35 protein-coding genes and 1 other annotated feature are annotated in these 26,870 nt (G+C 39.6%); of the genes, 7 read left to right on the top strand and 28 right to left on the bottom strand.

The genetic code is table 11. From position 1 onward, the window contains the following. The first annotated feature begins 259 nt into the window (after nucleotides 1–259). From H7T92_RS08630 to H7T92_RS08615, 4 genes are read left to right on the top strand one after another with little or no spacing between them, the layout of a single operon-like run. Nucleotides 260–607: a helix-turn-helix domain-containing protein gene (locus H7T92_RS08630; RefSeq protein ID WP_049472185.1), complete on the top strand. Its 348-nt coding sequence runs from the start codon at nucleotides 260–262 to the stop codon at nucleotides 605–607. A 10-nt stretch (nucleotides 608–617) separates the two neighbouring features. Then, nucleotides 618–998 (top strand): ImmA/IrrE family metallo-endopeptidase, encoded by a 381-nt coding sequence (locus tag H7T92_RS08625; protein ID WP_201037547.1) that lies wholly within the window; start codon nucleotides 618–620, stop codon nucleotides 996–998. A 16-nt stretch (nucleotides 999–1,014) separates the two neighbouring features. After that, complete coding sequence (locus H7T92_RS08620; protein WP_201037546.1) at nucleotides 1,015–1,284, top strand: DUF4177 domain-containing protein; 270 nt, start codon at nucleotides 1,015–1,017, stop codon at nucleotides 1,282–1,284. A gap of 46 nt (nucleotides 1,285–1,330) precedes the next feature. Then, the gene (locus tag H7T92_RS08615; RefSeq protein WP_201037545.1) at nucleotides 1,331–2,233 is read left to right on the top strand and encodes a DUF6414 family protein; all 903 of its coding nucleotides are present in this window, start codon (nucleotides 1,331–1,333) and stop codon (nucleotides 2,231–2,233) included. On the opposite strand, the gene H7T92_RS08610 is transcribed toward H7T92_RS08615, so the two are convergent. Next, on the bottom strand, nucleotides 2,211–2,402 hold the full coding sequence (locus H7T92_RS08610) for a hypothetical protein (RefSeq protein WP_201037544.1): 192 nt from the start codon (nucleotides 2,400–2,402) through the stop codon (nucleotides 2,211–2,213). The genes H7T92_RS08615 and H7T92_RS08610 overlap by 23 nt on opposite strands. A gap of 177 nt (nucleotides 2,403–2,579) precedes the next feature. Here H7T92_RS08610 and H7T92_RS08605 point away from each other — a divergent pair, with 177 nt between their 5' ends. Beyond that, on the top strand, nucleotides 2,580–3,683 hold the full coding sequence (locus H7T92_RS08605) for a site-specific integrase (protein ID WP_201037543.1): 1,104 nt from the start codon (nucleotides 2,580–2,582) through the stop codon (nucleotides 3,681–3,683). Between the two features lie 86 nt (nucleotides 3,684–3,769). On the opposite strand, the gene rpmA is transcribed toward H7T92_RS08605, so the two are convergent. The 6 genes from rpmA to H7T92_RS08575 all read right to left on the bottom strand — a co-directional run bounded on the left by rpmA (nucleotide 3,770) and on the right by H7T92_RS08575 (nucleotide 7,991). After that, nucleotides 3,770–4,063: a 50S ribosomal protein L27 gene (gene rpmA / locus H7T92_RS08600; RefSeq protein ID WP_003002805.1), complete on the bottom strand. Its 294-nt coding sequence runs from the start codon at nucleotides 4,061–4,063 to the stop codon at nucleotides 3,770–3,772. 17 nt (nucleotides 4,064–4,080) lie between these two features. Beyond that, nucleotides 4,081–4,425 carry a ribosomal-processing cysteine protease Prp gene (locus H7T92_RS08595; protein ID WP_003002581.1) on the bottom strand — a complete coding sequence of 115 codons (345 nt, stop codon included), beginning with the start codon at nucleotides 4,423–4,425 and terminating at the stop codon, nucleotides 4,081–4,083. 15 nt (nucleotides 4,426–4,440) lie between these two features. Further along, the gene (rplU, locus tag H7T92_RS08590) at nucleotides 4,441–4,755 is read right to left on the bottom strand and encodes a 50S ribosomal protein L21 (RefSeq protein ID WP_003007734.1); all 315 of its coding nucleotides are present in this window, start codon (nucleotides 4,753–4,755) and stop codon (nucleotides 4,441–4,443) included. Between the two features lie 34 nt (nucleotides 4,756–4,789). After that, nucleotides 4,790–4,877 (bottom strand) — a sequence feature (ribosomal protein L21 leader region). A gap of 137 nt (nucleotides 4,878–5,014) precedes the next feature. After that, nucleotides 5,015–5,557: a membrane lipoprotein lipid attachment site-containing protein gene (locus tag H7T92_RS08585; protein WP_151191264.1), complete on the bottom strand. Its 543-nt coding sequence runs from the start codon at nucleotides 5,555–5,557 to the stop codon at nucleotides 5,015–5,017. Between the two features lie 52 nt (nucleotides 5,558–5,609). Further along, complete coding sequence (gene thiI, locus H7T92_RS08580; protein ID WP_201037542.1) at nucleotides 5,610–6,830, bottom strand: tRNA uracil 4-sulfurtransferase ThiI; 1,221 nt, start codon at nucleotides 6,828–6,830, stop codon at nucleotides 5,610–5,612. An 18-nt stretch (nucleotides 6,831–6,848) separates the two neighbouring features. After that, nucleotides 6,849–7,991 (bottom strand): cysteine desulfurase family protein, encoded by a 1,143-nt coding sequence (locus H7T92_RS08575; RefSeq protein ID WP_201037541.1) that lies wholly within the window; start codon nucleotides 7,989–7,991, stop codon nucleotides 6,849–6,851. 192 nt (nucleotides 7,992–8,183) lie between these two features. Here H7T92_RS08575 and H7T92_RS08570 point away from each other — a divergent pair, with 192 nt between their 5' ends. Next, nucleotides 8,184–8,618: a DUF6556 family protein gene (locus H7T92_RS08570; RefSeq protein ID WP_201037540.1), complete on the top strand. Its 435-nt coding sequence runs from the start codon at nucleotides 8,184–8,186 to the stop codon at nucleotides 8,616–8,618. A gap of 20 nt (nucleotides 8,619–8,638) precedes the next feature. Here the strand turns inward: H7T92_RS08570 and H7T92_RS08565 are convergent, their stop codons facing one another. The 18 genes from H7T92_RS08565 to H7T92_RS08480 form a co-directional block, all read right to left on the bottom strand. Further along, a complete protein-coding gene (locus tag H7T92_RS08565) occupies nucleotides 8,639–8,983 on the bottom strand; it encodes a hypothetical protein (protein ID WP_201037539.1) in 345 nt (114 codons plus the stop codon). 13 nt (nucleotides 8,984–8,996) lie between these two features. Next, nucleotides 8,997–9,284: a hypothetical protein gene (locus tag H7T92_RS08560; RefSeq protein WP_134981167.1), complete on the bottom strand. Its 288-nt coding sequence runs from the start codon at nucleotides 9,282–9,284 to the stop codon at nucleotides 8,997–8,999. A 15-nt stretch (nucleotides 9,285–9,299) separates the two neighbouring features. Next, nucleotides 9,300–11,000, bottom strand: coding sequence for a hypothetical protein (locus tag H7T92_RS08555; protein ID WP_201037538.1), 1,701 nt, complete (start codon nucleotides 10,998–11,000; stop codon nucleotides 9,300–9,302). Nucleotides 11,001–11,036: 36 nt separating this feature from the next. Further along, nucleotides 11,037–11,447 carry a hypothetical protein gene (locus tag H7T92_RS08550; protein ID WP_201037537.1) on the bottom strand — a complete coding sequence of 137 codons (411 nt, stop codon included), beginning with the start codon at nucleotides 11,445–11,447 and terminating at the stop codon, nucleotides 11,037–11,039. Nucleotides 11,448–11,786: 339 nt separating this feature from the next. Next, nucleotides 11,787–12,227, bottom strand: coding sequence for a hypothetical protein (locus tag H7T92_RS08545; RefSeq protein ID WP_201037536.1), 441 nt, complete (start codon nucleotides 12,225–12,227; stop codon nucleotides 11,787–11,789). Nucleotides 12,228–12,481: 254 nt separating this feature from the next. Further along, complete coding sequence (locus tag H7T92_RS08540; RefSeq protein ID WP_201037535.1) at nucleotides 12,482–12,925, bottom strand: hypothetical protein; 444 nt, start codon at nucleotides 12,923–12,925, stop codon at nucleotides 12,482–12,484. Nucleotides 12,926–12,959: 34 nt separating this feature from the next. Then, on the bottom strand, nucleotides 12,960–13,397 hold the full coding sequence (locus H7T92_RS08535; RefSeq protein ID WP_042766245.1) for a hypothetical protein: 438 nt from the start codon (nucleotides 13,395–13,397) through the stop codon (nucleotides 12,960–12,962). Between the two features lie 30 nt (nucleotides 13,398–13,427). After that, nucleotides 13,428–13,889 (bottom strand): hypothetical protein, encoded by a 462-nt coding sequence (locus tag H7T92_RS08530; RefSeq protein ID WP_260314298.1) that lies wholly within the window; start codon nucleotides 13,887–13,889, stop codon nucleotides 13,428–13,430. A 57-nt stretch (nucleotides 13,890–13,946) separates the two neighbouring features. Continuing rightward, complete coding sequence (locus tag H7T92_RS08525; RefSeq protein WP_201037534.1) at nucleotides 13,947–14,384, bottom strand: hypothetical protein; 438 nt, start codon at nucleotides 14,382–14,384, stop codon at nucleotides 13,947–13,949. A gap of 38 nt (nucleotides 14,385–14,422) precedes the next feature. Further along, a complete protein-coding gene (locus tag H7T92_RS08520) occupies nucleotides 14,423–14,866 on the bottom strand; it encodes a hypothetical protein (protein ID WP_201037533.1) in 444 nt (147 codons plus the stop codon). Nucleotides 14,867–15,288: 422 nt separating this feature from the next. Further along, nucleotides 15,289–16,359, bottom strand: coding sequence for an ABC transporter substrate-binding protein (locus H7T92_RS08515; protein ID WP_031573562.1), 1,071 nt, complete (start codon nucleotides 16,357–16,359; stop codon nucleotides 15,289–15,291). Next, complete coding sequence (locus tag H7T92_RS08510) at nucleotides 16,356–17,129, bottom strand: ABC transporter permease (RefSeq protein WP_003002847.1); 774 nt, start codon at nucleotides 17,127–17,129, stop codon at nucleotides 16,356–16,358. The genes H7T92_RS08515 and H7T92_RS08510 overlap by 4 nt, the downstream gene beginning before the upstream one ends. After that, on the bottom strand, nucleotides 17,126–17,932 hold the full coding sequence (locus H7T92_RS08505; protein ID WP_003011144.1) for an ABC transporter permease: 807 nt from the start codon (nucleotides 17,930–17,932) through the stop codon (nucleotides 17,126–17,128). The genes H7T92_RS08510 and H7T92_RS08505 overlap by 4 nt, the downstream gene beginning before the upstream one ends. Beyond that, nucleotides 17,913–19,070: an ABC transporter ATP-binding protein gene (locus tag H7T92_RS08500; protein WP_049472556.1), complete on the bottom strand. Its 1,158-nt coding sequence runs from the start codon at nucleotides 19,068–19,070 to the stop codon at nucleotides 17,913–17,915. Before H7T92_RS08500 ends, H7T92_RS08505 begins: the two co-directional genes overlap by 20 nt. A gap of 208 nt (nucleotides 19,071–19,278) precedes the next feature. After that, the gene (murB, locus tag H7T92_RS08495) at nucleotides 19,279–20,175 is read right to left on the bottom strand and encodes a UDP-N-acetylmuramate dehydrogenase (RefSeq protein ID WP_201037532.1); all 897 of its coding nucleotides are present in this window, start codon (nucleotides 20,173–20,175) and stop codon (nucleotides 19,279–19,281) included. 119 nt (nucleotides 20,176–20,294) lie between these two features. Beyond that, complete coding sequence (locus H7T92_RS08490; protein WP_201037584.1) at nucleotides 20,295–21,275, bottom strand: hypothetical protein; 981 nt, start codon at nucleotides 21,273–21,275, stop codon at nucleotides 20,295–20,297. A gap of 82 nt (nucleotides 21,276–21,357) precedes the next feature. Then, complete coding sequence (gene thrB / locus H7T92_RS08485) at nucleotides 21,358–22,224, bottom strand: homoserine kinase (protein WP_201037531.1); 867 nt, start codon at nucleotides 22,222–22,224, stop codon at nucleotides 21,358–21,360. Between the two features lie 2 nt (nucleotides 22,225–22,226). Next, the gene (locus H7T92_RS08480; protein WP_070466149.1) at nucleotides 22,227–23,513 is read right to left on the bottom strand and encodes a homoserine dehydrogenase; all 1,287 of its coding nucleotides are present in this window, start codon (nucleotides 23,511–23,513) and stop codon (nucleotides 22,227–22,229) included. Between the two features lie 175 nt (nucleotides 23,514–23,688). On the opposite strand from H7T92_RS08480, the gene H7T92_RS08475 reads away from it, so the two are divergent. Further along, entirely contained in the window at nucleotides 23,689–24,567 is an 879-nt protein-coding gene (locus H7T92_RS08475) for a polysaccharide deacetylase family protein (RefSeq protein WP_250317750.1), read from the top strand. A 113-nt stretch (nucleotides 24,568–24,680) separates the two neighbouring features. On the opposite strand, the gene H7T92_RS08470 is transcribed toward H7T92_RS08475, so the two are convergent. From H7T92_RS08470 to H7T92_RS08460, 3 genes are all read right to left on the bottom strand, one after another. Beyond that, nucleotides 24,681–25,370, bottom strand: a complete 690-nt coding sequence (locus H7T92_RS08470) for a CPBP family intramembrane glutamic endopeptidase (RefSeq protein WP_260314296.1) — start codon at nucleotides 25,368–25,370, stop codon at nucleotides 24,681–24,683. Nucleotides 25,371–25,572: 202 nt separating this feature from the next. Beyond that, nucleotides 25,573–26,145 (bottom strand): HD domain-containing protein, encoded by a 573-nt coding sequence (locus H7T92_RS08465; RefSeq protein WP_201037529.1) that lies wholly within the window; start codon nucleotides 26,143–26,145, stop codon nucleotides 25,573–25,575. 99 nt (nucleotides 26,146–26,244) lie between these two features. After that, complete coding sequence (locus H7T92_RS08460) at nucleotides 26,245–26,814, bottom strand: TetR/AcrR family transcriptional regulator (RefSeq protein WP_013903748.1); 570 nt, start codon at nucleotides 26,812–26,814, stop codon at nucleotides 26,245–26,247. Between the last annotated feature and the right edge of the window lie 56 nt (nucleotides 26,815–26,870).

Raw genomic sequence — 26,870 nt, 5'->3', positions numbered from 1 at the left:
AAATTAATTTATAAAACGCTTGACAACTTTCACCCAAAAGGTTAAAATGTAGGCATAGTTAAAAACTTGATAAAACCTTACATCTATCAATTATCTTGCTCGCCAAAGCTATTTATTTTTAGATAAGTTTTAACTTCGTTTTTTACTAACTCATTAACTTACAAAAACTATTTTACACCCAATTAGGTGTATTGTCAACAGTTTTACACCTAAAAAGTTGAAATATTTTTTGTTATGCTTCTGAAAGGTTGATTTAACAATGTTTCCGACATACGAAAAAATTAAAGAACTTGCCGATAAAAGGGGAATTTCCCTCACGAAACTAGAAGAGGATTTAGGTTACAGCAGAAATACACTCTATAAGTTGAAATCTCAAAAACCTAACGCTGAGAGAATATCGGAAATCGCTGACTACTTCAACGTGTCCACCGACTACCTCTTGGGACGCACAGATAATCCAAAAATTACAACAGGCGGTGATGCTTCTGCACCGCTTGACCTTCGAGACATTGCTGCGCAATCTATGTTGTTCGATGGTAAACCACTTACTGAAGAAGATATTGATTTTATTACAGCAGTCTTGGAGGCACACTTAAAGAATAAATAGAGGTGCATTTATGACTGTAAAAGAGCTTTGTGCCCTTGAGGGTGTAAGCTTATGCTACTTTGATGGGAGCGAATGGCATAGTCCAGGCTTCTTTAATCCAGCATTGAATGTTCTTGCAATTGATATTAATCTATCAGAGCAAGATCAAAAGCAAGTTGCCCTACATGAATTGGGCCATAAAGAACATACTCCAGTCCAGTATGAGATTAATAGGGAGTTGTGTGAACTTCAAGCTGATCGTAGCATGATTCATCATCTATTAGAAGAAGAATTAAAAACTATGGATGATGTGTCAGAATTTAATTATATCCATTTTATGGAACGATATAATTTGAAAACCATCACTAATGAAACGATGGTGATTGATGAATATAGGTCTTTAATTGATTAAAAAAGGAGAAATTATTATGGGATTTTTTGATAATGTTAAACAAGAAAGTTCTTTTTCTGGTGCTTCAGGAGCAACTGGATTGAACTATGTTGTGCTTCAAGTGACACTAAAAGAAAAGTTATTTGGTACTGGATCTGGGAATCTCACTGAACTTGAAGATGTGATTAACAAACAAGCTGCCAAAGGATACCGACTCCATACCATCAGCACAGCTAACGGGGGTAGCAAAGGACTAGGTGGAGGAGATCGCATCCAGGCTACAATGGTGTTTGAGAAAATTATTTAGTTAGATTTTTTTTATTATCACCTTCACAAAAGATATTGGAGAAAATATGAAAGAAATAATTTATTTAGATACGAAGTTAATTAATTCTTTATTAGCTCAATTAGATCAAGGATTGATTTTAAAACAAATCGTAGAGGAAAACACTTCTCAGTCAAATCATGAGGAAACTTCCAGTAAAAAAGGAAAGTCTGTATCTGGAAGATTAGATGTAGCAGTTGCTTCGGGGACATTATCTAATTCAAAAGAAGAGATTGATAAATCTGCTCTTGTGTACTCAAATGGAAACCGTGAATTAGTGGAAACTGCCATTAATGACTATTCGTTGGACCTATTAATAAACAAAATCAGTCCTTTGATTTCAGATATTGATGGATGTTCGGAAGGTGATTTTATTAAGGAGGAAGATCATTTCAAATCATACGATTTCAGTTTATTAAAAAATGCTATGGATATAAAATCTCTCGAATTCCTTGTTTCAGATGAGAAGGAAAAATTCGATAAAGCAACTAACGAGTTATCTAAATTAAAGAAGGCTAACCAGACAAAAAATCAAAAAAGGATAGAAGAGTTGCAGAATGTTATAGAAAATTCTACTATATATAGTTTTGAAAGACTCAACAAATTATCATCCTATGTTGAATCATTGTTGTCTGATTGTAAAATTTTTAAATTAGGGAAAACACTTTCAATCTGCGAACAAGAGAATATAAGGATTCCGAGAAGTTCCTTATCATTACTTAACAATTCAAAAAGAAAAGCCACTATTATAGGAATAGTAGCTTCCGATATCGAAAATGAAACTAATTTTGAAAAATTTGCTGATGACCCTAATCAGCTTTTGGCACATGGTTCAAGTACATTCATTAATATTGTGACGAGTTCTTTTGAAATTACACAAAATGGTGATAAATTTATAAGACCTATTGCTATTTACTTTGAACAGTTGTAAGAGATATCTTTTTTCTCACTCTTTCATTTTGAAGGTTAAAATATTTCTCGTTTTCAGCAAATTTTAATGCATGGTGTTTACGCATTTGTGAATTAGACGATTGGAGATTTTTGAATTCTTCATTCATCTCATGTTGTGTTTTCTTTACAGAATTTAAAAATTGCAACATTTTTAACCTCCTTTTGAAAATGTATATAGTAATTTAAAACTAAATAAATTAAAAATCAAAAAATAGGAAATCCTCACACCGCCTGGCAGCTTGAATGTGAGGAAATGTGTGATAAGAAAAGCCATTAAAAAGGTCTTTTTCTTATACCCATTTTAACAAGAAATGAGGTAAAAATCAATGATCAAAAAATATAAAAAAGGTGATGGTTTCGCTTACTATTTTAAAGCCTATCATGGAATTGATCCTTTAACTGGAAAGAAGATTGTAACTCTTAGACGTGGTTTTAAAACCGAACGTGAAGCTAGACTTGCTGAAGCTAAGTGTTTGGCTGATTATGAGAAGAAAACATTTAGAACCAGAAATACAACCACTACTTTCAAACAGGTATATGAAACTTGGAAAGAGCATTATAGAAATACTGTAAAAGAATCGACCTATGTTAGTCAAATTGACAAAGCAGATAGACTTATTATCCCCCATTTTGGAGATAAGCCCATAAATAAAATTACTCTATCCATGTGCCAAGCTCAGGTCAATAAATGGGCTGAGGACTATAAGAGATTTTTTGGGATCATCAGCATTGCTAATCAGATATTTGATTATGCAATATCGATGGAATTGATTGACAGCAATCCAATGAGAAAAACTCTAAAACCAAAAAGAAAAAAGAAAGATAAGGAAGAGCTTGAACAATTCTATAATAAAGAAGAACTGAAAACTTTTTTTGAAATGGTCCAGGAGCTTGATGACATAGAAATGCTCACTTTCTTCCGTCTGTTGGCTTTCACAGGAATGAGGAAGAATGAGGTTGGTGCATTAAGATGGACCGATATTGATTTAGAGAGCGGACAACTAAAAGTTAATCAAACACTAGCCAAGGGAGAAAACAATAAAATCATATTTCAAACACCGAAAACGAAAAAAAGCCAGCGAACAATATCGCTGGATCCAAAGACTATTGATATTTTGAAAGATTGGCACAAATACAGTACAAAAGGCTTATTATTTAAAAATGAATCAGGCAGCCCTAAAAGTATTGTGCATGTAAATAATTTACTGAATAGAGTTTGGAGAAAGTATCCTGATTTCAAGCGTATCACTCCTCACGGCTTCAGACATACTCATTGTTCCCTATTGTTCGAGGCTGGAGCAACGATCAAAGAGGTCCAGGAACGACTAGGACATGAAAATATACAGACAACAATGGACATATATGCTCACGTCACCCAAAAAGCAAAAAATGAAGTTGCTGACAAATTTGCTTCCTACATTGGTTTTTAGAATATGGGTATCACCGTGGGTATCAAAACAAAAAAACAGGCTCTCCGAATATATCGGAAAGCCTAATTTTATGCTATTTAAAGCAATTATTTTGCGATTGGGTAAACAGAAACTTGTTTTTTATCGCGACCTTTACGTTCGAAGCGTACTACGCCTTCAACTTTTGCGAACAAAGTATCGTCTCCACCACGTCCAACGTTCACACCTGGGTAGATGTGTGTACCGCGTTGACGGTAAAGGATAGATCCACCTGTTACAGTTTGTCCATCAGCTGCTTTAGCTCCAAGACGTTTTGCTTGTGAATCACGTCCGTTTGATGTAGAACCTCCACCTTTTTTGTGGGCGAAAAGTTGCAAGTTAGCAAGATTCAATTTCAACATAATTGTTTTCCTCCATGTTAGTTTTCTGTGATAACTCTTGTTTGGACGAACTCTGAAGAGTTCTCCGATAAGTTTGCCATCCCTAAGAAAAATGATTCAAAGAATAGTTGGGTCATTTCTCTTTGATGTGGTGGAATATCTGTCGGGATTGTGACCCGAAGAAAGCCACCTTCTTCTTCGTTTAATTCTAGATCCGGTTCGTAGCCTGCAAATTTCTCAACAGAGTTGACAAAGTTAATGGCTAGAGTCGAAACCGATGCACACACGACATCAAAGCCATATTCACCGCTTCCAGCGTGCCCAGTGATTTCTGCACTCCTCAGCTCGCCATCTTCGGCTCGTTCAAAGACTGCTTGTATCATGTGTTCTCCTAAAAATTAAGCGTTGATAGCGTTGATGACAACTTTAGTGTAAGGTTGACGGTGACCTTGTTTACGGTGGCTACCTTTTTTAGGTTTGTACTTGTAAGTAACAACTTTCTTTTGTTTTCCTTGTTTTTCAACAGTTCCAACAACAGTAGCTCCTGAAACAAGTGGAGTTCCGACAACAGTGTTTTCACCACCAACAAGAACAACTTCGTTAAATGTAACTTCTTGACCAGCTTCAACGTTCAATTTTTCAACGTAGACTGCTTGACCAACTTCAACTTTAACTTGTTTTCCGCCAGTTTTAATGATTGCGTATGTGCTCATTATGCACCTCCTATGTATTTTTGGGTTTCCCCGTATTTTTGTGAAGACTCGCCTAGCATCGTGGGACGAACCACTTACTCTCATAGAAATGAGCGACGATGTTCGAGCGGTTGCACAGGCATGTGCATAGTCAACTCTCTAAGTATATCACTTCTATCAGACAAAGACAAGTATTTTTGCGCTTTGAAAGCGAATTTTCTTTGAAAAATCTATTTTTTGTATCTTGTAGTTTAAGATCGCATTCAAAACCTGCCTTTATCTACTTATCCTTAAATTTAAAGTCATTGAAGCTCATTTTGGCTTTAGACGAATCGTTCATCCCCTTCATTTTTTCTTCTTGTTCCTTAGTAATTTTTATCGGAATCGCTGCAGCAGTATTGGGTTTTAACACACCCGATTCGCTCACTTCATAGTCAACTGTGACATCTTTAAAAAGTGGCTCTCCATCATATTCCAAATTCAGGACAAAGGATCCATCACGATCGATGGTTGTGGTGGTACGATTCACAATAAAGAATAAGGCGAAGCGATTTTCCTCATTTCCAAAGGTATATCCTGGAAAAAAGACAAATAATTTTCCAGCTTCTCCAAGCGTTGGATGTTCCTTGATAAATTTCTCAGATGCTTCCAAGACTTCGTTGTCCTGATCTTTGTACTGGTCGGCTCTGACAAATGTGAGCGGTTCTTTTTTACTGCTGGTTGACTGGCTGGTCTTTTCTTCTTTTTTCGGGCCAGTAAATGATACTTTGACACAGCCTGTCAACAGAAGCAAACTTGTCATTAAAACGATAATTTTTTTCATCTTGTCTCCTTTAAGTTGGTTAGAAAAAGAGGCTGGATACTCCCAGTCTCTCCTATAGCAAATCCTCGATCAGGTCATCGACCTCATCTTTTTCTGCTTTTGGTGTGATCTCTGTTACGATGATACCTGCTACCGCACGCTCAACCAAAGCTTCCACATCCATCCGTTGCTCATACTGCTCCGCATTTTTGAGTTTCGGATTGGTCTTTGGACGATCCGGTGCAAAGATGGTACAACAATCTTCGAATGGCTGGATAGAGATTTCAAAGGTATCAATGGCTTGGGCAATATCGATGATTTCCAACTTGTCCATGGTCACCACCGGACGGATAACTGGCGTATTGGTTACCGCATTGATGGCCTGCATACTCTCTAAGGTTTGACTAGCCACTTGTCCCAAGCTTTCACCATTGATAATCACCAAACCACTGCGAACCTCGCGAATACGGTCTGTAATGCGCATCATAAAGCGACGGGTCAAAGTCATGAGGTAAGCTTCTGGCGCTTTTGCCTTGATTTCCTCTTGGATCTCTGTGAAGGGCACCTCGATAAATTGGATATTGCCCCCAAACTTGGTCAACTTCCGTGTTAAGTCATGGGCTTTTTTAAGAGCTCCTGGGCTGGTATAAGGTGGGCTAGCAAAGTGTACTGCCTCAATGTCCACACCCCGCTTCAAGGCTAGGTAACCCGCTACTGGAGAGTCGATCCCACCAGAAAGCATGAGCATGCCCTTGCCAGACGTACCAACAGGAAGGCCGCCTGCCCCCTTAATGGTTTCATAAGAAATATAGGCTGCTTCTTCTCGAATTTCAACCTGCAAGTTGATATCTGGTTTTTTCATCTGAGCTTGGATGGTTGGAATCGCTTCAAAGACAGCACCACCCAAGGTTTGATTGAGTTCACGGCTATCGAGTTCAAAAGTGTGATCGCTACGCTTACTTGAGATTTTAAAGGTCAAGCCGTCCTTGTAAATCTCCTTCATAATCCCTTGCACCGCAGCTTTCAAGGCTGGGACTGATTTTTCAATCTTGTAAACAGGTGAAAAATTTTGGATCCCAAAAACTTGCTTGAGGGATTCTGCCACCAGCTCATAATCCGTCCCATGTAGATAAGCATGGGCCCGATCGCGGTCCGCTGTCACTTTGACAGCCGGATAAATAGATAAAACATCTTGGATATTATTGCGAAGTTTATTGATGAAACGCATGCGGTTTTTCCCTTTAGTAGAAAGTTCTCCATAGCGAATCATAATTTCTGAATAGGTTAAGGTCATATTGATTTCCTTCTATATTTAACGTACTTTTCGTGTTTGTTCGTAAATCAGTTTGAACTTGGTCAAGAATTGCTCGACTTGGCTCATGTCATTTTCAATATCGAGACTGAGGCGAACTGCTGTCTGAGCGATGCTCTTGTCCACTCCCATGGCAATCAAGGTACCAGCTGGTTTTCCAGCCTTGGACGAGCAGGCACTGGTGGTCGAGATGTAAATATCAAACTCTTCAAAGGCATGGACCACTACTTCACCACGAACTCCCTTGATCCCGAAAGTCAAGATGTGAGGGGCAAAGTGATCCTCACCAGAAAAGACAGTGACATCTGGATAGTTGGCCAATTCTTTGCGGATGACTTCTTTCATCTGCTGGGTCTTGCTGGCAAAAACTTCTTGGTTTTCCATAGCTAAGCGTAGGGCTTTTGCGGTTGCTGCGATACCTGCCACGTTCTCAGTTGTCGAGCGCATTTCTTTTTCTTGACCTCCACCCGTTAAGAGAGGGGTGATCTTTTTGCCTTCTTTGATGTAGACAAAGCCAACTCCACGAAGACCATGGAATTTGTGACTAGAGAAGGTCGCAAAGTCCACGCGCTCTGGTAGATAAACTTCTGTTGCTACCTTGGCTAAAGCTTGAACAGCATCGACATGGAAACTAATCGTTGGGCGATCCTCAAGGAGAGCCGCAATTTCATGGATGGGCTGGATGGAGCCAATCTCATTGTTGACGGCCATGACAGAGACCAAGGTCGTATCTGGACGGAGAAGACTAGACAAGGCATCCACTTTGACAAAGCCACGCGCATCCACTGGAGCATAATCCACTTGGAATCCTTGCGTCTTTAACCAAGCAGCGGACTCCTTGATAGCGGGATGCTCGATGTCAGAGACAATGATATGCTTGCCATAAGGAGCTTTCTCAAAGGCGACACCCTTAAGGATCCAGTTGTCCCCTTCGGTCCCACCAGACGTGAAGTAAATTTCCTCAGCTTTCTTGCCAATTAACTCAGCAATCTGTTTTCTAGAAGCCTCTAAAATACGAGTAGCTTGACTACCTAGATTGTGCAAACTAGAAGGGTTCCCCCAAATCCGAGTGGCCACTTCTGTATAGGTCGCTAGGGCCTCTGGATAGGGTTTGGTCGTTGCTGAATTGTCAAAATAAATCATGTCCTACGCATCCATCACTTTCTTTTTACGTAACTTCTATTTTATCATTTCTAACCGCTTGGGACAAGGATTTGATAAAGAGAGATGAGGTAAAATCACTCCATAAAATTCAGTTCTTTTTAGACATTTTTCAGAAAATGACTTATAATAGGAAAGTGTTAAAAAACAATTTTTGATAGAAAGAGAATGAACATGTCACAATATTCAAGAAGCAACAAAAACCAAAAAACTGAGGATACTACAGATTCTAGACCCTCACGTGGTGAAAAAGTCAAACAAGGCCTATCCGTATTTCAAACAGTTGTAGCTACGATTGCTAGTCTTTTAGGGATTATCGTCACTTCCTTTACCATTATGAGCCTGCTCAATAAAGACAATCAAAAGACAGAAGATAAACCATCTAGCAGCACCAGCGTCGTCGTGGTCCACGATAAGGGATCTGACTCAAGCGCTACCAATACAGATGCTAATACCAATACGCAAACCGATTCAAGCAATACAGATGCTAGTTCACAAAAAGAAACCGATAGCTCATCCGCTACAGACACCAGTTCATCTGCAGCACAAGACCAAGGTTCCACAGCAACAGACAGTGGCGCAGATACAGCATCATCTGGATCCAACTAAAAAAATCAGTAAGGTTGCCCTTACTGATTTTTTTTAGCTTCTGATTCCAGCTTTTTCTGATTTTTATAGAATGCATCTATTTCATTGTCATACTCCCATTTGAGCTTTGAACGCTCTTCCTGTATTTGATCCAATTGTTCAAAGACGTCACGTCGAAATCGTTCACTATTTTCATCCATTTGGAAAAAATAAGTATGAACTTCTGCAGGTAACTCACCTTCTGCCATGCGATAGACTTCTTCTTTCAACTGGTCCGTTTGCTGTAGAAAATAAGAGAGATCTTCTTCAAGAGATTCCTCTTTTTTCTTTAACTGTTTCATTTTGCTATCAAATTCAAGTTCTAATTTATAAAGATCTTCCTTCATCTTCTGTCAATTCTCAATTTCTAAGCGGACTAGTCAGTTCTGGTTTACTCACTTTAGATAAATAGTCTTTTGCTGCAGTTGCGGCTTGCCCCTCAAGACCATCCGTGATATTTTCACTGTAAGTCTTTTTTGCATAGTTTTCTAATTCCTCTGCTTTTATATGCAGTCTTGCTTGGAGAGATATATTCTTTAGCTTTATAGTGTTCACTGCTACTACAACAGCCGCTTTTATTGCCAATCTCTGTTGTGCTTTCAGTCCTTCCAGTATTTTTTCATTCATAAACGGTAAACTTATTGGCATCGTTTCCTCCTTCTTTTATGATAGGGATCCAAAAATATCAGCAGCGCCTTGTTCGTCAACCTCTACAAGTTTCTGTGCACATTGAATCATACTCTTTGAGAAGCCACTCATTTTTTCTTTGTAGTTCTTTAAATTACTTTTATCGGTCTCCGCAATTCCGCTATCCCACAAATGTTCAAAAGTCAAGTCAGTCATTAAACTTTCTCTTTCACTTGCTGACAATGCCCATCCCAATCCAAAAATAACATTTCTAGATAATTCGACCGAAGCTTTTACATTTTCTTCCGCAGTCGTGATCATTTTCTCTGTTTCTGACACCTTCTGCTCAATATCTGCATCTGCCAATTGAACTGCTGCATATAACAATTCTGTGCGAAGTAAGATTCGCTCCGCATAGCTCCCAGCACTTTTAATTCTGTTGTGCAAATTATTAGGATTCTTGAGGTCTAAATTTTTTCGATCCCATTCCAAAGAAGCTTTCTGAGCATCTTTTATAATTTTATCATATTGATTTTGATAATCATAGTATAGCCACGCCAGATCTGGGAGATTGGAAGCAATCATTACGATCGCGTCACCATCTATTCCTAAACCAGAAAGCCCATCAAAAAAATCATCGTAATTATGCCAGAAATCTTTACTTCCTTTTTGTATTAGGGAAGCAAATTTACTAAATTCCTCTGGACTCATCGTTACGATTCGGTTGATTGTTTTTCTAGGAATGTATTCCTTTAGTTTATCAATTTTTTCTCTATTAAGTTTTGCAAGTCTCTGACCTGCAACTAACAACTCTGGATGATAGGATTCCGATGCCGTTAGGATATTGCCATAACTATCTATTTGATAGGCACCAAAATCATGGGAAGAATACTTGTCCGTCATACTAGTATACTTAATTGGGACAACTACATTAACTTGACCAAGTTGTTGATCCCAAGGTCTATCCCGATTGAGCATACTAACTGGATCAAAAGGGTTCACATAATAAACAATTTTTTCATCCAATATTTTCAGTTTTTCTGGGCTATATCCTGCTTTTATCAAGCTCAACGTTGTATCTGGTCCATCAAAAAGAACAGCTTTTCCAATGTGGTTTAATTCCGAATCATCTAATCCTGCTAAACCTTGAACAGATACCATTGTTCCAAGTGAATGAGCTGTCACATCCATCTTAGCATCCGGGGCAGCTTTTTCTTCTAATTCAGCGATCTTTTCTTTCATACCTTTTGTAGCATACTGTGCTTGAGGAACGATCGCATCCGTAAGAGCAAAAGCTGCATCATTATTGATCCAATCTTTGGAATTAAACTCCTTTAAATCTTCATCCAAAATATTTGAGAAATCAATACCAAAACCGTCACTTCCACGAATCGAAAAATACGTCTGGTGAGTATTCGCATTGATCGTCTCAGTATCTGTGACATAATAGGCATTGTATCCTGTTTCTTCATCTTCTAATAACTTTTTACTATCCGGTTGAAGATAAACCTTGCCACCATTCGGTAGATCCGTACCGCCGCCTTTAGTGGTTTGCCCCTTATATTTTCCGGATAACGAAAAATCAAAAATTACAGATTCCCCATTTGTAATTTTTTTCATTTGTTCATCATTTAATTCATCCGTGGGAAAATTTTTCGGGCGGTGATGATAAGCACTTTCAGCTATATTTGCATGCATATTATCAAAAGTTTTCAAATTCCAATTGTTATCAGCCATTAAGAATATCTCCAATCATTACTATAAAAAATGTTATTACGGAAAATTCGAACCAGAAATTGAATCTATTGAAATTGGATTCTCGATATTTGGTTTTGGGACAATAAAAAAAGAATAACCGTTGATTTCCGCATCATCCGCTCCGTAGACTTTCAAGCGTATGTCAAATCCAGATTCCGTAAAAGCACCACTGTCACCTACTTTCACGCTATCCCAGTCATACTTGACCCAAACAACTTCTGGATCATTCTCCTTTATGTAGTTCGTGATTTCTGACTCATGTTTTTTTAAAAAGTCGACTTGTTTTTGCTTCTTTGCTTCTTTGGTTGATGAAGAAACTGGATTTTTTTCTTGCTTCGCATCTTCTTTATGTTCCACGGTACATCCTCCTATACTTAGTAGTGCTACAATTGATGCAACTGTTATCATGATTTTTCGACTTTTCATGAGTCCTCCTATCATTATGTACAGATTATTCTCTAAAATTTCCACCTGTCATTTCTCATAACAAACTTATTGTAATAGTCATTCTCTCAACTCATACTATTATCTGCTAATTTCTATTCTAAGATTGGAAACTAGATAAATATTATTTTAATTATTATAGCATTTATAGTTTGAAAATCAAGTTATCTCACTAGATAGAGATTTTTAAATACGAGTTAATTGAGTATTTAATGATAATCATCAAAGTTTTAAATTAAAGAGCTATGATTTTAGTGACAATTTGCACTATTGTTCTATTTCAAACTCATAGCACATTTTTTCCTATCCTTTAAATTCCAATTACTCAAATAATCTTCCCCCTATATTAATGTCGGATCCCACATACATCTCATCTAAATTTAATGTATTGTCCTCATTAATTGGGATATATACTCCCCAACCCGATTCTTCAATATGATTTATACGTCCATAAATATTCATATAATATTCAGGAGTTGTCAGTCCACCATCACTCCATTGTGTATGATCCCAATCAATCTGAACGGATTCAACTTTTGAATTTTGTGCTTTGACTAAATCAATAACCTTCTGTTTGTGTTCTTTTAGATAGTTCAGTTGTTTTTTCTTTATAGTTTCTTCATCTTCCTTTAGGTCTTTCGTAGATGAAGTAGTAATCGTTTTTCCTTGTTTTGTATCATCTTTATGTTTCACGGTACACCCTCCTATACTTAGCAACACTGCAATTGAAGCAACTATTATCATGATTTTTCGACTTTTCATGAGTCCTCCTATTATTCTGTACAGATTATTCTCTAAAATTGGAAACTGGATAAATGTTATTCCGATTATGATAGCATTTATAGTTTGAAAATCAAGTTATCTCACAACATAGAGCTTTTTAAAACATGAGTTAATGATTTCTTTACCTTTAATCATCAAATCTTTAAATTTAAGAGCTATGATGTAAGTGACAATTTGCACTATTGTTCTATTTCAAACTCATAGCACATTTTTTCCTATCCTTTAAATGCCAATTAGTCAAATAATCTCCCCCCTATTCTAATGTCGGATCCTATATACATCTCATCTAAATTTAATGTATTGTCCTCATTAATTGGGATATCTACTCCCCAACCCGATTCTTCAATATGATTTATACGTCCATAAACACTCATATAATATTCAGGAGTTGTCAGTCCACCATCACCCCACTGCGTCTGATCCCAATCAATCTGAACGGATTCAACTTTTGAATTTTGTGCTTTGACTAAATCAATAACCTTCTGTTCGTGTTCTTTTAGGTAGTCCAGTTGTTCTTTTTTTATGTCTCCTTCTGGTTTTTGTACGACTTTCTTTGAAGATGGGGTCGTTATCTTCTGTTCGGGTCTTTTAGTCAGGGTCATGATTTTTCCTCCAAGAAAAACCAGTCCTAGGATCGGTAACAAAATGATCAAAAATAGTTCCATTTGTCTCTTCATAAATCCTCCTTACAGGCTTTGAATCTTCCAGTTCTTACTCAATATTATCACCCTTAATACTAATATGTTGGCCCATACTGAATGTCATCTTTTGATCAGAATCAAATACGACATCCACTCTCCATCCTGAATCTTCAAGTTGATTGACGGTACCAAAAATTTCTATGACCTCATCTCCACCTTGTGGTGTCCCATTTCCACCCTCAATCCATTGCGTTTCGTCCCAATAAATTTGAACAGATTCAATCTTTGAACTCTTTGATTTCACAAAATCGACGATTTCTTGCTCGTGATCTTTGAGATAAGCAAGTTGCTTTTGTTTGAGCACTTCTCTATCTTCTTTGGTGGAGGAAGAGGTGATAGTTTGTGCTTGTTTCGTATGAGCTTTTTGCTTTACCGTACAACCTCCAATACTTGTGAAAATAAGCATTAAAGCTAATAACTTAAGTGTACATTTCATTTTACTTTTCATTTTCCTCCTAACACTAATACTTCTATTTACTTAGGAAAAAATTTTCCAGCCACCATTTTCCTCGATATAGATATCATTAAGCATGCCCATTTTTTTGATAGTTGGTATGCTATTTTGATCTTCTAGATAAAAATCAACGGAGAATTTTGTATTTTCTAATTGATTAATCTTACCAGAAATAGATAAATTGTATCCACCACCCTGAGGCGTTCCATTTCCAGACTCTTCAATTTGCATACTGTTCCAATCAATCTGGACGGATTCAACTTTTGGATTTTGAACCTTCACAAAATCGACGATTTCTTGCTCGTGTTCTTTCAGATAAGCGAGCTGTTTTTGTTTAATGGCTTCTTTGCCTTCTTTAATTGATGAGGATGCGACAATTTTCTCTTGTCTGCTCTTTTCACGTTCTTGCTTCACACATCCTACTAGACATCCAAGTGTTGAAATGAAAGCAAGTGCGATCATCAGATTATTTATTTGTTTTTTCATAATTTTTTCGTTTAAAGGTGATTCCTCTATTGCATCTCTAATTGTCTAACGGACGAATCAATTCTTTTCTACTCGATACAAATTGTCTGAACCAATTGAATCTATTTTTGGCATCCTATTTTCGTCTAACGTAAAATTCAGACTAAAATTTGTTAGATCACTTCCATTGGCATAACCATAAACTAATAGTATTTCGTCACCTCCCTGAGGTGTTCCATTACCTCCTACAACTGTTTTAATACTGTCCCAGTCATAAGACACCTGATGAATATTGGCATTTTGTGCTTTCACATAGGCTGTCATTTCTTGCTCGTGTTCTTTCAGATAGGCGAGCTGTTTTTGTTTAATGGCTTCTTTGTCCTCTCTGCTTGTCGAAGAAGTTGCAATTGAGGCTTGTTTTGTTTGCTCTTTTGATTTTATAGTGCATCCTTCGATACTAAATAAAGCAACTATTGATGTTACTGTTAGCAAAATAATTTTAGTATGTTTCTTCATAATTTATCCTTAAATTTCAACATAGTTCAAAAAAACTACTACTCCAATATTTCTTCACCGATGGTTATATGGTTAAATATGGAAATTTTTTTCAAATCAATTGAATCGTCATCATTTATCGGCATAGAGGCGCTCCATCCAGAATTTTCAATATGATTTACTGTTCCATAAACTTCAATAGAATAATCAGGAAACAAGAATCCTCCATCACTCCATCTCACATCAGTCCAATCAATCTGAACTGACTCAATTTTTGAATTTTGAGCCTTCACATAATCAACAATTTCCTGCTCGTGTTCTTTGAGGTATGCTACTTGTTCTTTTTTTATTTCTTCTTTTGATTTTTGTACAACTTTCTTTGAGGATGAGGCTGTTACCTTCTGTTCGGGTCTTTTGGTCAGGGTCATGATTTTTCCTCCAAGAAAAACCAGTCCTAGTATCGGTAACAAAATGATCAAAAATAGTTCCTCACGTCTCTTCATTTAATCTTCTCCAATCCTTCCTTTCATGACTGAACGAATCAGTCACTTTCCTTACTATTATAGCATCTTTCATTTGAATCTCAATCTAACTCACTAGTTAGAGACTTTATGCAGCAATCATAAAAGAACCTGCGGTGTTCTGCTAGAATATAGATAATCCTTTTTTACAAATAACACCTAAGTGATGCTAAAAATTCAAATGTTGCATTTTTGTAGAGCATCTAAATATATAATGAAACTTTCCGCTGTGATAAAAGTGCTAGAAACACCATTGTTTCTAGCACTCGGGAGTTTTGGAACCTTAGATCCAAAACTAAGTCATGGAACTTCTTCGAAGTTCGCTTACGTCCGTACTCACTTAAGGAAAGTTTCTAAGAGGAGTTTATCTGCAATCAAAAAGGAACCCGGAGGTTCCTTTTGTGTTATTTTCGATACATCTTGACCTGAAGGTAAAGATCGTTATAGACTCCAAGCAATTTCTTGCCTAATTGTTGATAGACTTCCAAATGGTCCAGTGTTTCATCGCTTGGATAGAAGGATTGGTCATCTTGGATTTCTTTTGGCAACATGGCTTTGGCTTTTTTATTTGGCGTTGAGTAGCCGACATAAAGAGCATTTTTCAAAGCATTTTTAGGACGAAGCATGAAGTTAATGAAGGCATATGCTGCTTCTTTATTTTTCACGGTTTTTGGAATGACAATGTTATCAAACCAAAGGTTGCTGGCTTCAGTTGGAACGACATAGCGAAGATCCTTATTGGCTTCGAGCATTTGGCTAGCCTCTCCTGAGAAAGTAACCCCAATAGCCGCATTGTTTTGGATCATATAGCCTTTCATCTCATCGGCCACCAAAGCTTTGATATTTGGCGTCAAGGTGTAGAGTTTATCTACTGCCTCTTGCAATTTCTTTGGATCCTTTTCATTGAGGCTATAGCCCAAGGTATTGAGACCAATTCCCATGACCTCACGCGCACCATCGTACATCATGATGTCATTTCTGTACTCTTCACGCCAGAGATCTGACCAATGTTCAGGAGCATTTTTAACCATCTTGGTATTGTAGACAATCCCCAAGGTACCCCAGAAATAAGGTACTGAATATTGGTTACCCGGATCAAACGATTGGTTCAACAGTTTTGGATCAATATTTTCCATCCCTTTGATCTTAGATTGGTCCAACTTTTCAACCAGATGCTCATCCATCATCTTGGCAATCATGTATTCACTAGGAATCGCAATATCGTAGGTGGTTCCCCCTTGCTTGATCTTAGTGTACATGGCTTCGTTGGAATCAAAGGTATCATATTGCACCTGAATCCCTGTCTCTTTTGTGAATTCCTTGAGCAAGTCTGGATCGATATAATCTCCCCAGTTGTAGATGACCAGCTTGTCACTATTTTTGGTATTCATGCTCGCTTCGATCTGGTGGCTAATTCCCCAGAGGACCAGAATGACAAGGACAATCCCTGTTAGGAATGAATAAAGTTTTTTCATGCTGCTTCCTCCTTTTCACGGGTAATAAAGTAATAACCGATGACCAAGAGCACACTAAAGAGAAAGACAAGGGCGGACAAGGCATTGATACTGAGGGAAATCCCTTGACGCGCACGTGAGTAGATCTCTACAGACAAGGTTGTAAAGCCATTTCCGGTTACAAAGAAGGTCACGGCAAAGTCATCAAGCGAATAGGTAAAGGCCATAAAGTAGCCAGCAATAATGGCTGGTGTCAGATACGGCAACATGATCTCTTTGAGCATTTGCACTTGGGTAGCTCCTAAGTCATAGGCAGCATTGACCATATCCCGGTTCATTTCCTTGAGTCGTGGCAAGACCATCAAGACCACAATAGGAATCGAGAAGGCCACGTGGCTAGCCAGAACAGATAGGAAACCTAGCTGGTACTTCACCGTCGTAAAGAGAATCAAGAAGCTGGCCCCGATCATAACGTCTGGCGCTACCATGAGAATGTTGTTGATGGAGAGCAAAGGACCTTCTAACTTCTTCTTCGATTGGTAAATATAAATGGCTCCAAAGGTTCCAATCACTGTCGCAATCAAGGCTGACAAAAAGGCCAAGAGGAAGGTCTCTGATAAGATCAGCATCAGGCGACTATCTGCGAACAATTCATTGAAATGCTCAAGCGTGAAGCCTGTGAAGGCATTCATATCTCCCCCTTTATTGAAGGCATAAAAGATCAAATAAAAGATAGGAAGATAGAGGATCAGAAAGACGAAACCTAGATAGAAATGAGATACTTTTTTCATCGTTCTCTCCTTTCTCTAGTTGCCCACATGGTAAAGAGCATAGCAAGGATCAGAACAACTCCGATGGTAGAACCCATTCCCCAGTTTTGTGTTGTCAGGAAGTGCTGTTCAATCGCAGTCCCTAAGGTAATGACGCGATTTCCACCGATCATCCGTGTCAACATGAAGAGACTCAGACTAGGAATAAAGACAGACTGCACACCTGAGCGGACTCCATTCATGGACAAGGGGAAGACCACATGACGGAAGGTATCCCAACGATTGGCTCCCAAATCATAGCTGGCATTAATCAAGTTTGGATCTAAGTCATCTAAGACATTAAAGATCGGCAAAATCATGAAAGGCAACTCGATGTAGCTGGCTACAAAGATAAAGGAGAAATCGGTAAAGAGGATCTGCTGGGGAGCGACTCCGAGAAAGCTTAAAAAGCTATTGATGGAGCCGTTTTGACCAAAGATTCCGATAAAGGCATAGGCCTTGAGCAAGAGATTGACCCAGGTTGGCAAGACGATCAACATCAACCACAACTGCCGGTGTTTGAGCAGCGTCAAAAAGTAAGCAGTCGGGTAGGAGATCAAGAGCGTCACCAGGGTGACGATTCCGGCATAAAGGACCGAATTAAAGCTCATCTTTAAATAGGTCAAATTTTGCGAAGTAAAGAACTCTTTGTAGTTTTCAAGTGAAAACTGCCCTTCAACGTTAAAAAACGATTGAAAGATGATCATGACTACAGGAGCCAAGACAAAGAGAAAAATCCACAAGAAATAGGGGAGGATAAATAGATTAGAGGTTGTTTTCTTCATCTCTTTCCTCCTCAATGGCATTAATCAAACCAGCTTCTTGCTCTTCCACTTCAACGTACTCTTCGATCCGCGCATCGAATTCTTCTTCGGTTTCGTTGAGACGCATAACGTGGATATCTTCTGGTTCAAAGTCTAGCCCGATGACTTCTCCCACGATGGCTTTCCGAGTGGAGTGGATCATCCACTCATTTCCCAAATCATCATAGGCGATGATCTCGTAATGCACACCACGGAAGAGCTGGGTGTCCACCTTCACTTGGAGCTTGCCTTCTTCAGGAAGAGTGATTTGCAAGTCTTCAGGACGAATGACGACTTCAACTGGTTCATTTGGACGCATCCCTCCATCGACGGCTTCAAAGCGTTTGCCATTGAACTCAACCAAGTAGTCCTCGATCATACGCCCATCTAGAATGTTGGACTCCCCGATAAAGGTGGCTACAAAGTGGTTGATCGGTTCATCATAGATATCTACTGGTGTACCAGATTGGACGATCTCTCCTTCATTCATGACAAAGATCCAGTCACTCATGGCGAGGGCTTCTTCTTGGTCATGGGTAACAAAGACAAAGGTAATTCCCAAGCGTTGTTGCAATTCTCGCAACTCATACTGCATGTCTGTCCGCAGCTTCAAGTCAAGTGCAGACAAGGGCTCATCTAAAAGGACCACTCGTGGTTCATTGATAATAGCCCGGGCAATAGCTACCCGCTGGCGTTGACCACCCGATAATTTTTGGATTGAACGTTTTTCAAATCCTGCTAACTGGACCATTTTCAAGACTTCTGAAACACGGCGTTCGATCTCAGCCTTGTCTACCTTCTTCAAACGAAGGGGGAAAGCCACATTTTCAAAGACTGTCATATGCGGAAACAGGGCATAGGACTGAAAGACGGTGTGGACATCCCGCTTGTTGGTAGGGACATCATTGATCCGTTCCCCATCAAGGTAGACATCTCCAGAGCTAGCATCTAAAAGACCGGCAATGATATTAAGGATAGTTGATTTTCCTGATCCAGATGCACCGAGCAGGGTATAGAACTTCCCTTCTTCCAATTCAAAATTGATATCCTTTAAGACAACGGTTCCGCTATCTTCAAAGACCTTTGTAACATTTTTAAACTCAATAATTGGTTTTTTCAATTCACATAAATTCCTTCTTTACTACGATTACCAAACTGCTTTTCAAACGAAAACGCAGCGGCTGACAGGAAGACCTGTCAGACCACCAATACCTCTCGGGGACTTATTAGACTGCCCCACCTATTTACGGTATCGATAGGCACTCACCCCCTTTCCGACTGATGCTATCGATGTTTACACTATCAATTGTTCTTCAATACTAACGTTCTTAGGCTTGACCGATAATACGAACTTCTGGTTCTAAACGAACGCCTGAGTGAGCTTCTACTGCCTCAATAACATGGGCGATCAGGTCTTCGTAGTCCTTGGCTGTTCCATTGTCCACATTGACCATAAAACCAGCATGCTTTTCAGAGACTTCAACACCACCGATTCGATAGCCTTTCAGACCTGCTTCGCTGATCAATTGACCTGCAAAATGACCGACAGGACGCTTAAAGACAGATCCACAAGAAGGGTATTCAAGGGGTTGTTTCAACTGACGTAGATGGGTCAAACGCTCCATCTCCTGTTTGATTTGCTCATGATTGCCTGGTGACAAAGCAAATTTGGCAGAGATGACGACAGCACCTGTCTCTTGAATCTTAGAATGACGGTAACCGAAAGCTAGTTCACTCGCTGACAGAGTTTCGATTTCCCCGTCTTTGGTCAAGACCTTACAGGATACAAGGACATGAGCAATCTCTCCTCCGTAGGCTCCCGCATTCATAAAGACAGCACCACCAACACTGCCTGGAATGCCACTAGCAAACTCGAAGCCTTTCAAACTATGGTGCAAGGCCACATGGGTGGTGTCGATGAGTTTAGCCCCTGCTTCTGCTTCGACCACATAACCATCCACACTGATATCTCGCAAGCGATCAAACATAATGACAAAACCAGGAATGCCCCCATCTCGGACAATAATATTAGAAGAATTCCCCAGGACCATCCATGGAATATTCTCCTGGTTCGCAAAGCGTACGATGCGTTTTAATTCGTATTGGTTGCGAGGAAAGGCTAGAAATTCAGCATTTCCCCCAACCTTTGTATAGGTATAATATTTTAATGGTTCTTGAAAACGGATATCAATCCCTTCAAGAATTTGATTCATTTCTTCAATCATCTTTCTGTCTGTTCTCTCTCTATATAAAATACAAACCATTATACCAAATTTTTGACTATTTTTCGACCCTAAAAAACAAAAGAAGACCTATAATATTCAGGCCTTCCTTTTATCATTCATTATGCAATTTTACGAGCAATGGCACGATTCTTTTGTCCATCTAGAGCTGATTTGACCGAAATCCAAGCACCACCAAGAGTGAAGACAGCTAAGAGTCCTAGATTCAAGTAAAATTTATCAGGGACATCCCCTGAGAATGTCGCTTCATTGAGAAGCGTCCAGGACATATCAAATGGCAAATCCAGTTCACTCATAAGCGCCAAAGTATAATCTAATTGGTTGACCAAAAAGACGGTCAAGACCATCAAAATAGCTGAAACTACCACACCTTTTTTAGTCAATTTCTTACCAAGAATCTCATAACCTTTGATGGTACAATAACCGAGGGCTGCACCTGCCAAAACAGACACATAGCCAAGACGCGCTACTAAGAGGGCAACTGCTCCACCGATGATCACACCGATCACAGCACCTACAATCCCTAAGAGGAAGTTTTCTTCCCGCGCTTCATAAGCCTCAACTGTATCTTGCACTTCGGCTTGGTAAGCTCTAAAGGTTGCATCGTCGATTAAGAAGATCGCATCTCCAATTTGATACAGACCAATTGGTCCTTCCTCACCCGTTTGCGCATTCACTTGCACAAATTGGTGGTTGAGCAAGAAATCAACAATATCTTGGATGGCTGTCCATAAGGTTTCGACAGCCTTGCCTTTGGTCATTCCGCCTTTGACAACGATCGAGGTCAAGTAACCATCAAAAGAGATAGCATTAATGGCTTTTGATTGTTCTTTTAATTCATTCCAAAGAATTTCACTATCTTCGATCAAGTCTCCTTCGGAACCTTGTTTCACACTGAGTGAAATGGTAAATACATTCTTGGTTTGAGCGCCTTCAATGACTAACAAGAAGCCTTCACGCTCCCCGTACATCACACGAGCTTCGCCATCAAATTGCAGACCAAGATCGGTAGCAATGCTATATAAATATTCTGGTTTCATGTTTCCCCCTAGCTTTTCGGGAAAGCTTGAGCTTTTCCCCATACAGTTCCATTCTACCATAGGAGAAGCAAAAAGGACATATACAAAAGTATACATCCTTTTTTCAATTGTGTTACATTCAGTCTTATTTCTCGACACGAACGCCAAATGTGTCGATTTTAAGTTGGAAAATCTGACCATCTAGCCCGAGTTTTTCAAGAGCTGCGACAAAGGCTGCTGTATGTTCTGGCGCTAAGAGGTTCATGATTGTTGGGCCTGCTCCTGACAGATAGGTAGCGTAGGCCCCATGCGCATGTGCGACTTCTTTGACCTGAGGGAACTCTTTGATAAGAGATTGACGGTAGCGCTCATGGAAATGATCTGACTCGATAGAGCGACCGGCCGTCAGCAAATCTCCCTTGAGGAGAGCTGCGATAGCGACATTGGCTACGCTACTAGCTGCAACAGCTTCTTTATAAGACCATTCTTTCGGTAGGACATTTCGACTATCACTGGTCTTCAATTGGTAGCTCGGTACAAAGGCCACAAGGTCACAGCTTGGGAAGTCAGCCGTGACATATTGGACATCTTCACTGATGTAGCTCGCGATGACCATATTTCCAAAAATAGCTGGAGCTACATTATCTGGATGACCTTCGATCTCGGTCGCGATGCGTAATTTCTCAGCATCTGACAGCTGGAGGTTGGCTAATTGGTTGGCCAATTCAATCCCTGCGACAATGACCGAGCTAGAAGAACCAAGACCACGCGCCAAGGGCACTTGACTGGTCATCTTGATCCGATGGGGTTGCATGTCTGTTGAAATAGAAAGAGCTGTTGAGAGCAAAAGGTTTTTCTCATCTGTCGGAATCCCTGCTCCTAGATCATGCTCAATAAACCAAGCATCAGCTGATTCAAGGACTTCAATAGTCAAATAGCGAGTCACGGCAATCCCAACAGAATCAAAGCCTGGCCCTACATTGGCACTGGTTGCTGGAACAATAATTTTCATGCTTATTCTCCCAAGACTTTAAAGGTATTCAAGAGTTCGAAATTCGCCTCTGAATCCAATTTTTCAACCAAGTTCTTGAATTGTGTTTGGTTGACTCGGTGAGTAATGATGACGACACTTGCAAATTGACCATCTGAGTCTTCTTGGAGGATTTGTTTGAAGGAAGCTCCTTCTGCATTAAAGATCTCCGCAAGACGCAAGATTTGACCAGTCGCATCTGGTGCCTTAATTGAGAAGTAATAATTGTTCTTCACGTCTTCTGGCTTAGCCAATTGAAGAGGGCGGCTGTATTCATTGAAGGCTTTACCGATTGTTCCTTCTTTTAGTCGACGGACAATGCGAACGAGGTCGGCTACGACACTTGTCGCAGTTGGTTTTTGACCAGCACCTGGTCCGTAGTACATAGACTCCCCAATACCGATGGATTCTACATAGACTGCATTCATAACGTCGTTCACTCCTGCGAGTGGATGCTGTTTTGGAAGGAAGGTTGGTGTCACTTCTGCTGCGATCCCTGACTCTGTTTCAACGATGGAGCCGACCAGCTTGATGACATATCCAAGGCTTTGAGCGACCGAGACATCTTGAGGAGTGATTTGGCTGATTCCTTTGTGACCTACTTGGTCAAATTGGATATTCATTCCAAAAGCGAACTGGCTCAAGATCACCATCTTGTAGGCAGCATCTATTCCTTCAACGTCGTTGGTTGGATCACTTTCAGCGTAACCCAGGCGTTGCGCTTCTGCTAAAGCATCTTCATAAGTCCAGCCTTCTTCGACCATTTTTGTCATCATGAAGTTAGAGGTTCCATTGACCACACCGAGCACTTTGGTCACCTTGTCAGAAACAAGGGAATTCACCAAGGTCCGAAGGATTGGGATCCCACCAGCTACGGCAGCTTCATAATAAAGGGCCACTTGGTGTTTTTGAGCAATCTCTAGCAACTCGCTTCCATGAACGGCAAGAAGGTCTTTGTTAGCAGAAACTACATGCTTGCCTGCTTCCAGGGCACGGGTGATAAAGGTCTTAGCTGGCTCGATACGACCCATCAATTCGACAACGATGGCAATGTCTTTGTCTTGAATGATCTCATCAACATTGGTCACAAAGTTGTAGTTGTGACCAGCAGCTTGCAATTTTTCCTTTTCCGCATCATCACGAACAAAGACCTTAGCGATCTCGATTTCATCTTGAGCTGCCTGGGTGATTTTTTCATGGTTTTCTTTTAATAAAAATGGTACGCCACTTGCAACAGTACCAAATCCTAGTAAGGCAATCTTAACAGACATCCTATTGACTCCTTGAATTTTCTATAGTAGCTCCATTATAACAAAAACTTGAGCGTTTGACAGCCAATTGCCTTAAAAATTCTGAATTTTCATGACAGGATCTGCCTGTAGCAAGTTCTGGAAAAGAACATAGAATTTGTGGTACAATAGAGAAAATGATGAAAACGGTGACACTATGAGTAAACGAAGAGTACCTAAAAAAATCAAAGCCCTACTTGGAATCAATGCCTTCCTACTGGTCTGTATCTTCATTTGTAGCTTTCTTCTGATCAAACGGATCACTCAGCCAAGTGACGGGAATACAAGTGGCACTGCCGTGACGCGTTCTCTCGAGGAAGGTAGCTCCTCTATCGAGTGGACTCGAGTGAAAAAGCCGGTCAAACTGCCCATTCTCATGTACCACTCTGTACACAATATGGCTGAGTCCGAAGCTGCTAATGCCAATCTGATTGTCGATCCAGAAACCTTTGAAAGCCAACTAAAGGCCCTGAAAAAAGCGGGTTACTACACCCTGACACCTGAGGAAGCCTATCGCATCCTCGCAAAAAATGAAGTGCCAAAAGGAAAGAAATATGTCTGGTTGACCTTTGATGATGGCGTCGAAGATTTCTATACTATTGTCTATCCGCTTCTTAGGAAGTACAAGATGACCGCCACTAACAATATCATCACAGACTTTACCCAAAAGGAAAAAGAAAATGTCCTGACCTTTGACCAAATCAAAGAGATGAAACATGCTGGCTTGACCTTTGAAAGCCATACGGTCAATCATCCAGACCTAGCCAATTCCAGTCTTGAGACCCAAAAAAATGAGCTGGTCGCTTCTAAACGCCTGCTGGATAAGGTGCTGGATCAAAATACCAGCGTTATCGTCTACCCATCTGGTCGCTACAGCCAGGTCACGATCGACCAAGCCAAGAAAGCCGACTACAAACTAGGCCTCACCACTAAAAATGGACTCGCCAGCTCCGCTGATGGCCTCTATTCCCTCAAACGAGTCCGGATCCTTCCAACCACTACAGGAGAGGATCTCCTAGCCATGATCCAAGAATAAAGAAAGACCCCTGTTTGAGATAGGGGTCTTTTGTTAGAGTTCCTTATAAAAAATTTTTTAAATCGTTGATTCATAAAATGTAATAGGATTCAAAAATTCTTAAAAGAGCTTCATTATTGATTCGCTATAGTCTTCGACTTTCTTTTATAAATGTTCAAAACAATTGCAAATGACAACAACTGCCAAAGAATAATTCTCACTATCTGCAAGCTATCTGATTCAGAATTTGAGACAACATGAACCAGATTTGAAGCAAGATTGTTGAAAAGATGATCTCCTAGTCCTAGCCACAAGGAACCTGTCATTTTGTATAGTAAGGACCATTTAATGCTCATCATTCCCGCTAGGATAACATAGCCAATCCCCATGGTAATAAGATTTAAGAGTGACGATTCTCCTTGAAGATAATCTCTGAAAGGCATTGCCAAGTGCCATATTCCAAATAGGAAGGCTATAAAGAATAGACTCTTACGGTAAGAAATCCCTTCAAGAATTTTGGTGAAAAGGCCACGAAAAACTCCTTCTTCCATCCACACGTTTATCAGGTTAAATAAGACACTTAACAAGATAAACAAGATGCCTGCTTGTGATTCTTTTTCATCAGTTAAAGAGAAACCACTCGCATAAAATGATAAGTGAACATTGTCATGAAGAAACAAGAGAACAATACACTCAACTGTATATGCAAAGATGGAGCACACTAAACCAAAGAGTAGGCCATTTCCTATACCTCTTATTATTCCATTAGGTGTAAAACCAATATCTATCCATCTTAATTTGCTAATTGAAAGAATTCCCCACAATAAAAGTATTCCAAAAAGCTTGTGTAGAAAATTCTACGATAAAAAGGTTTCATCTGTCCTCATATAGAAGTATTCGAATAGCCTTGCTACTGAACAGATAATAAATATAATTGAACAACTTAAAATGGGGGTTTTCAATAGTCTATTTAGCATATCTTCCTTTCAAACGAGTCTTTTATAAAAGTTAATTTCAATATTTTACTCAGTCCAGTTCCTTCTCTAGTTCTTTTAGAAAGGTGATTAAAAACTGATGGCGATTTTCTGCCATTTGTTTGGCAGTCTCCGTGTTCATTTCATCTTTTAAGAGAAGCAACTTGTCATGGAAATGTTGGACGGTATCAGTGAGGGACCTCCCTTTGTAGCCACCATAGGAAAAAGTTCGCGCAATTCCTACAGCTCCTATCGCATCCAGGCGGTCTGCATCCTGGACAATCTTGCCTTCTAAGGTTTCTGGATGTTTACCACGATTTTTACTGAAAGAAACAGCATTGATAACCCGACAAATCTGGTCGATTTGGTCTTGAGGAATACTGATCTCTTCTAGAAACATGCGAGCATTCGCATTATTCTCTGTATGAAACAATTTATCATCATCAGCATCGTGAAGAAGAGCCGACAAGCCTACTATCTCCAGATCACATGAACCTTCTGCTTGTGCGATTCTCATAGCATTGCTATAGACGCGGAGGGTATGCTCTACATCATGACCATCTGATCTATCAGCAAATAAGGTTTTCACATACTGCTTAGCAGCAAAAATTCGTTCTTCGATCATCGTTCTTGTCCTTTGTTCAATCTGTGCTCAGTTTTATCTATTCATATGAGCTCGTTACGGAGATGTGCAGTTTACTTTAAAACCACCTCTCGGTGGTGTTTACTTTTTCTTTTGTGGAAAGAGGGGTAGGCCTAACGTAGCGATCTTCTCAGCGGGAATCTTCATGCCATCCTTGATCCATTTGGAGATGACAGAGACAATGGCTGAGCTCCAGAAGGAATTGAGGTAGCTGCCAGCGCCATTCGAGGAGCTGCCATTGCGTTTTTCTAAAAAGTCATAGACTGCCTTGGTCAAGAGTCGCTCAAAATTATAATCAATGGCCAAGCTAATGATTTTGGCTTCTTTCTTGACTTCCTTAAAGAGGTAGACCCAGACTTGGTAGAGATCTGTCTTGAGGTTGTAGCCATCTAAAGACTTGGTAATCTTTGCGATACTAGATTGAAAGATGGACTCTAGAATCTCTTCTTTGGAGTCATAATTACGGTAAAAGGCTGCGCGAGAGACACCCGCACGCTGAACCAGCTCAGAGATAGTGATCTTTTTCAGATCTTTTTTCTCCAGCAATTGCAGGAGAGAGATTTCGATGGATTCTCGTGTAATCGCATTGTTTTCTTGGTTAAATCGTTTGAGATTTTCCAATGATTTCTCAGATATTTTTCTTTCTGCCATAACATTTACTTTCTATCTGTCTCACCTGATGATATCTGCTTGGATAGCATTGTACT

This window comes from Streptococcus parasanguinis (assembly GCF_016648855.1).
In the GTDB taxonomy this organism is placed as follows: domain Bacteria; phylum Bacillota; class Bacilli; order Lactobacillales; family Streptococcaceae; genus Streptococcus; species Streptococcus parasanguinis_L.
The sequence above is the reverse complement of the archived record's forward strand: the minus strand, read 5'-3'. Positions and strand labels throughout refer to the sequence as shown.

Bases quoted from the DNA above. Each gene is read 5' to 3' on its own strand.
- H7T92_RS08585 (WP_151191264.1), bottom strand. From the start codon at position 5,557: ATGAAAAAAATTATCGTTTTAATGACAAGTTTGCTTCTGTTGACAGGC.
- H7T92_RS08575 (WP_201037541.1), bottom strand. From the start codon at position 7,991: ATGATTTATTTTGACAATTCAGCAACGACCAAACCCTATCCAGAGGCC.
- H7T92_RS08605 (WP_201037543.1), top strand. From the start codon at position 2,580: ATGATCAAAAAATATAAAAAAGGTGATGGTTTCGCTTACTATTTTAAA.
- H7T92_RS08545 (WP_201037536.1), bottom strand. From the start codon at position 12,227: ATGAAAAGTCGAAAAATCATGATAATAGTTGCTTCAATTGCAGTGTTG.
- H7T92_RS08570 (WP_201037540.1), top strand. From the start codon at position 8,184: ATGTCACAATATTCAAGAAGCAACAAAAACCAAAAAACTGAGGATACT.
- thrB (WP_201037531.1), bottom strand. From the start codon at position 22,224: ATGAAAATTATTGTTCCAGCAACCAGTGCCAATGTAGGGCCAGGCTTT.
- H7T92_RS08510 (WP_003002847.1), bottom strand. From the start codon at position 17,129: ATGAAAAAAGTATCTCATTTCTATCTAGGTTTCGTCTTTCTGATCCTC.
- murB (WP_201037532.1), bottom strand. From the start codon at position 20,175: ATGATTGAAGAAATGAATCAAATTCTTGAAGGGATTGATATCCGTTTT.
- rpmA (WP_003002805.1), bottom strand. From the start codon at position 4,063: ATGTTGAAATTGAATCTTGCTAACTTGCAACTTTTCGCCCACAAAAAA.
- H7T92_RS08565 (WP_201037539.1), bottom strand. From the start codon at position 8,983: ATGAAGGAAGATCTTTATAAATTAGAACTTGAATTTGATAGCAAAATG.
- H7T92_RS08525 (WP_201037534.1), bottom strand. From the start codon at position 14,384: ATGAAGAAACATACTAAAATTATTTTGCTAACAGTAACATCAATAGTT.
- H7T92_RS08475 (WP_250317750.1), top strand. From the start codon at position 23,689: ATGAGTAAACGAAGAGTACCTAAAAAAATCAAAGCCCTACTTGGAATC.
- H7T92_RS08610 (WP_201037544.1), bottom strand. From the start codon at position 2,402: ATGTTGCAATTTTTAAATTCTGTAAAGAAAACACAACATGAGATGAAT.
- H7T92_RS08630 (WP_049472185.1), top strand. From the start codon at position 260: ATGTTTCCGACATACGAAAAAATTAAAGAACTTGCCGATAAAAGGGGA.
- H7T92_RS08535 (WP_042766245.1), bottom strand. From the start codon at position 13,397: ATGAAAAGTAAAATGAAATGTACACTTAAGTTATTAGCTTTAATGCTT.
- H7T92_RS08480 (WP_070466149.1), bottom strand. From the start codon at position 23,513: ATGTCTGTTAAGATTGCCTTACTAGGATTTGGTACTGTTGCAAGTGGC.
- H7T92_RS08490 (WP_201037584.1), bottom strand. From the start codon at position 21,275: ATGGGGAAAAGCTCAAGCTTTCCCGAAAAGCTAGGGGGAAACATGAAA.
- thiI (WP_201037542.1), bottom strand. From the start codon at position 6,830: ATGACCTTAACCTATTCAGAAATTATGATTCGCTATGGAGAACTTTCT.
- H7T92_RS08560 (WP_134981167.1), bottom strand. From the start codon at position 9,284: ATGCCAATAAGTTTACCGTTTATGAATGAAAAAATACTGGAAGGACTG.
- H7T92_RS08550 (WP_201037537.1), bottom strand. From the start codon at position 11,447: ATGAAAAGTCGAAAAATCATGATAACAGTTGCATCAATTGTAGCACTA.
- rplU (WP_003007734.1), bottom strand. From the start codon at position 4,755: ATGAGCACATACGCAATCATTAAAACTGGCGGAAAACAAGTTAAAGTT.
- H7T92_RS08465 (WP_201037529.1), bottom strand. From the start codon at position 26,145: ATGATCGAAGAACGAATTTTTGCTGCTAAGCAGTATGTGAAAACCTTA.
- H7T92_RS08530 (WP_260314298.1), bottom strand. From the start codon at position 13,889: ATGAAAAAACAAATAAATAATCTGATGATCGCACTTGCTTTCATTTCA.
- H7T92_RS08540 (WP_201037535.1), bottom strand. From the start codon at position 12,925: ATGAAGAGACAAATGGAACTATTTTTGATCATTTTGTTACCGATCCTA.
- H7T92_RS08515 (WP_031573562.1), bottom strand. From the start codon at position 16,359: ATGAAAAAACTTTATTCATTCCTAACAGGGATTGTCCTTGTCATTCTG.
- H7T92_RS08615 (WP_201037545.1), top strand. From the start codon at position 1,331: ATGAAAGAAATAATTTATTTAGATACGAAGTTAATTAATTCTTTATTA.
- H7T92_RS08460 (WP_013903748.1), bottom strand. From the start codon at position 26,814: ATGGCAGAAAGAAAAATATCTGAGAAATCATTGGAAAATCTCAAACGA.
- H7T92_RS08520 (WP_201037533.1), bottom strand. From the start codon at position 14,866: ATGAAGAGACGTGAGGAACTATTTTTGATCATTTTGTTACCGATACTA.
- H7T92_RS08625 (WP_201037547.1), top strand. From the start codon at position 618: ATGACTGTAAAAGAGCTTTGTGCCCTTGAGGGTGTAAGCTTATGCTAC.
- H7T92_RS08555 (WP_201037538.1), bottom strand. From the start codon at position 11,000: ATGGCTGATAACAATTGGAATTTGAAAACTTTTGATAATATGCATGCA.
- H7T92_RS08505 (WP_003011144.1), bottom strand. From the start codon at position 17,932: ATGAAGAAAACAACCTCTAATCTATTTATCCTCCCCTATTTCTTGTGG.
- H7T92_RS08595 (WP_003002581.1), bottom strand. From the start codon at position 4,425: ATGATACAAGCAGTCTTTGAACGAGCCGAAGATGGCGAGCTGAGGAGT.
- H7T92_RS08620 (WP_201037546.1), top strand. From the start codon at position 1,015: ATGGGATTTTTTGATAATGTTAAACAAGAAAGTTCTTTTTCTGGTGCT.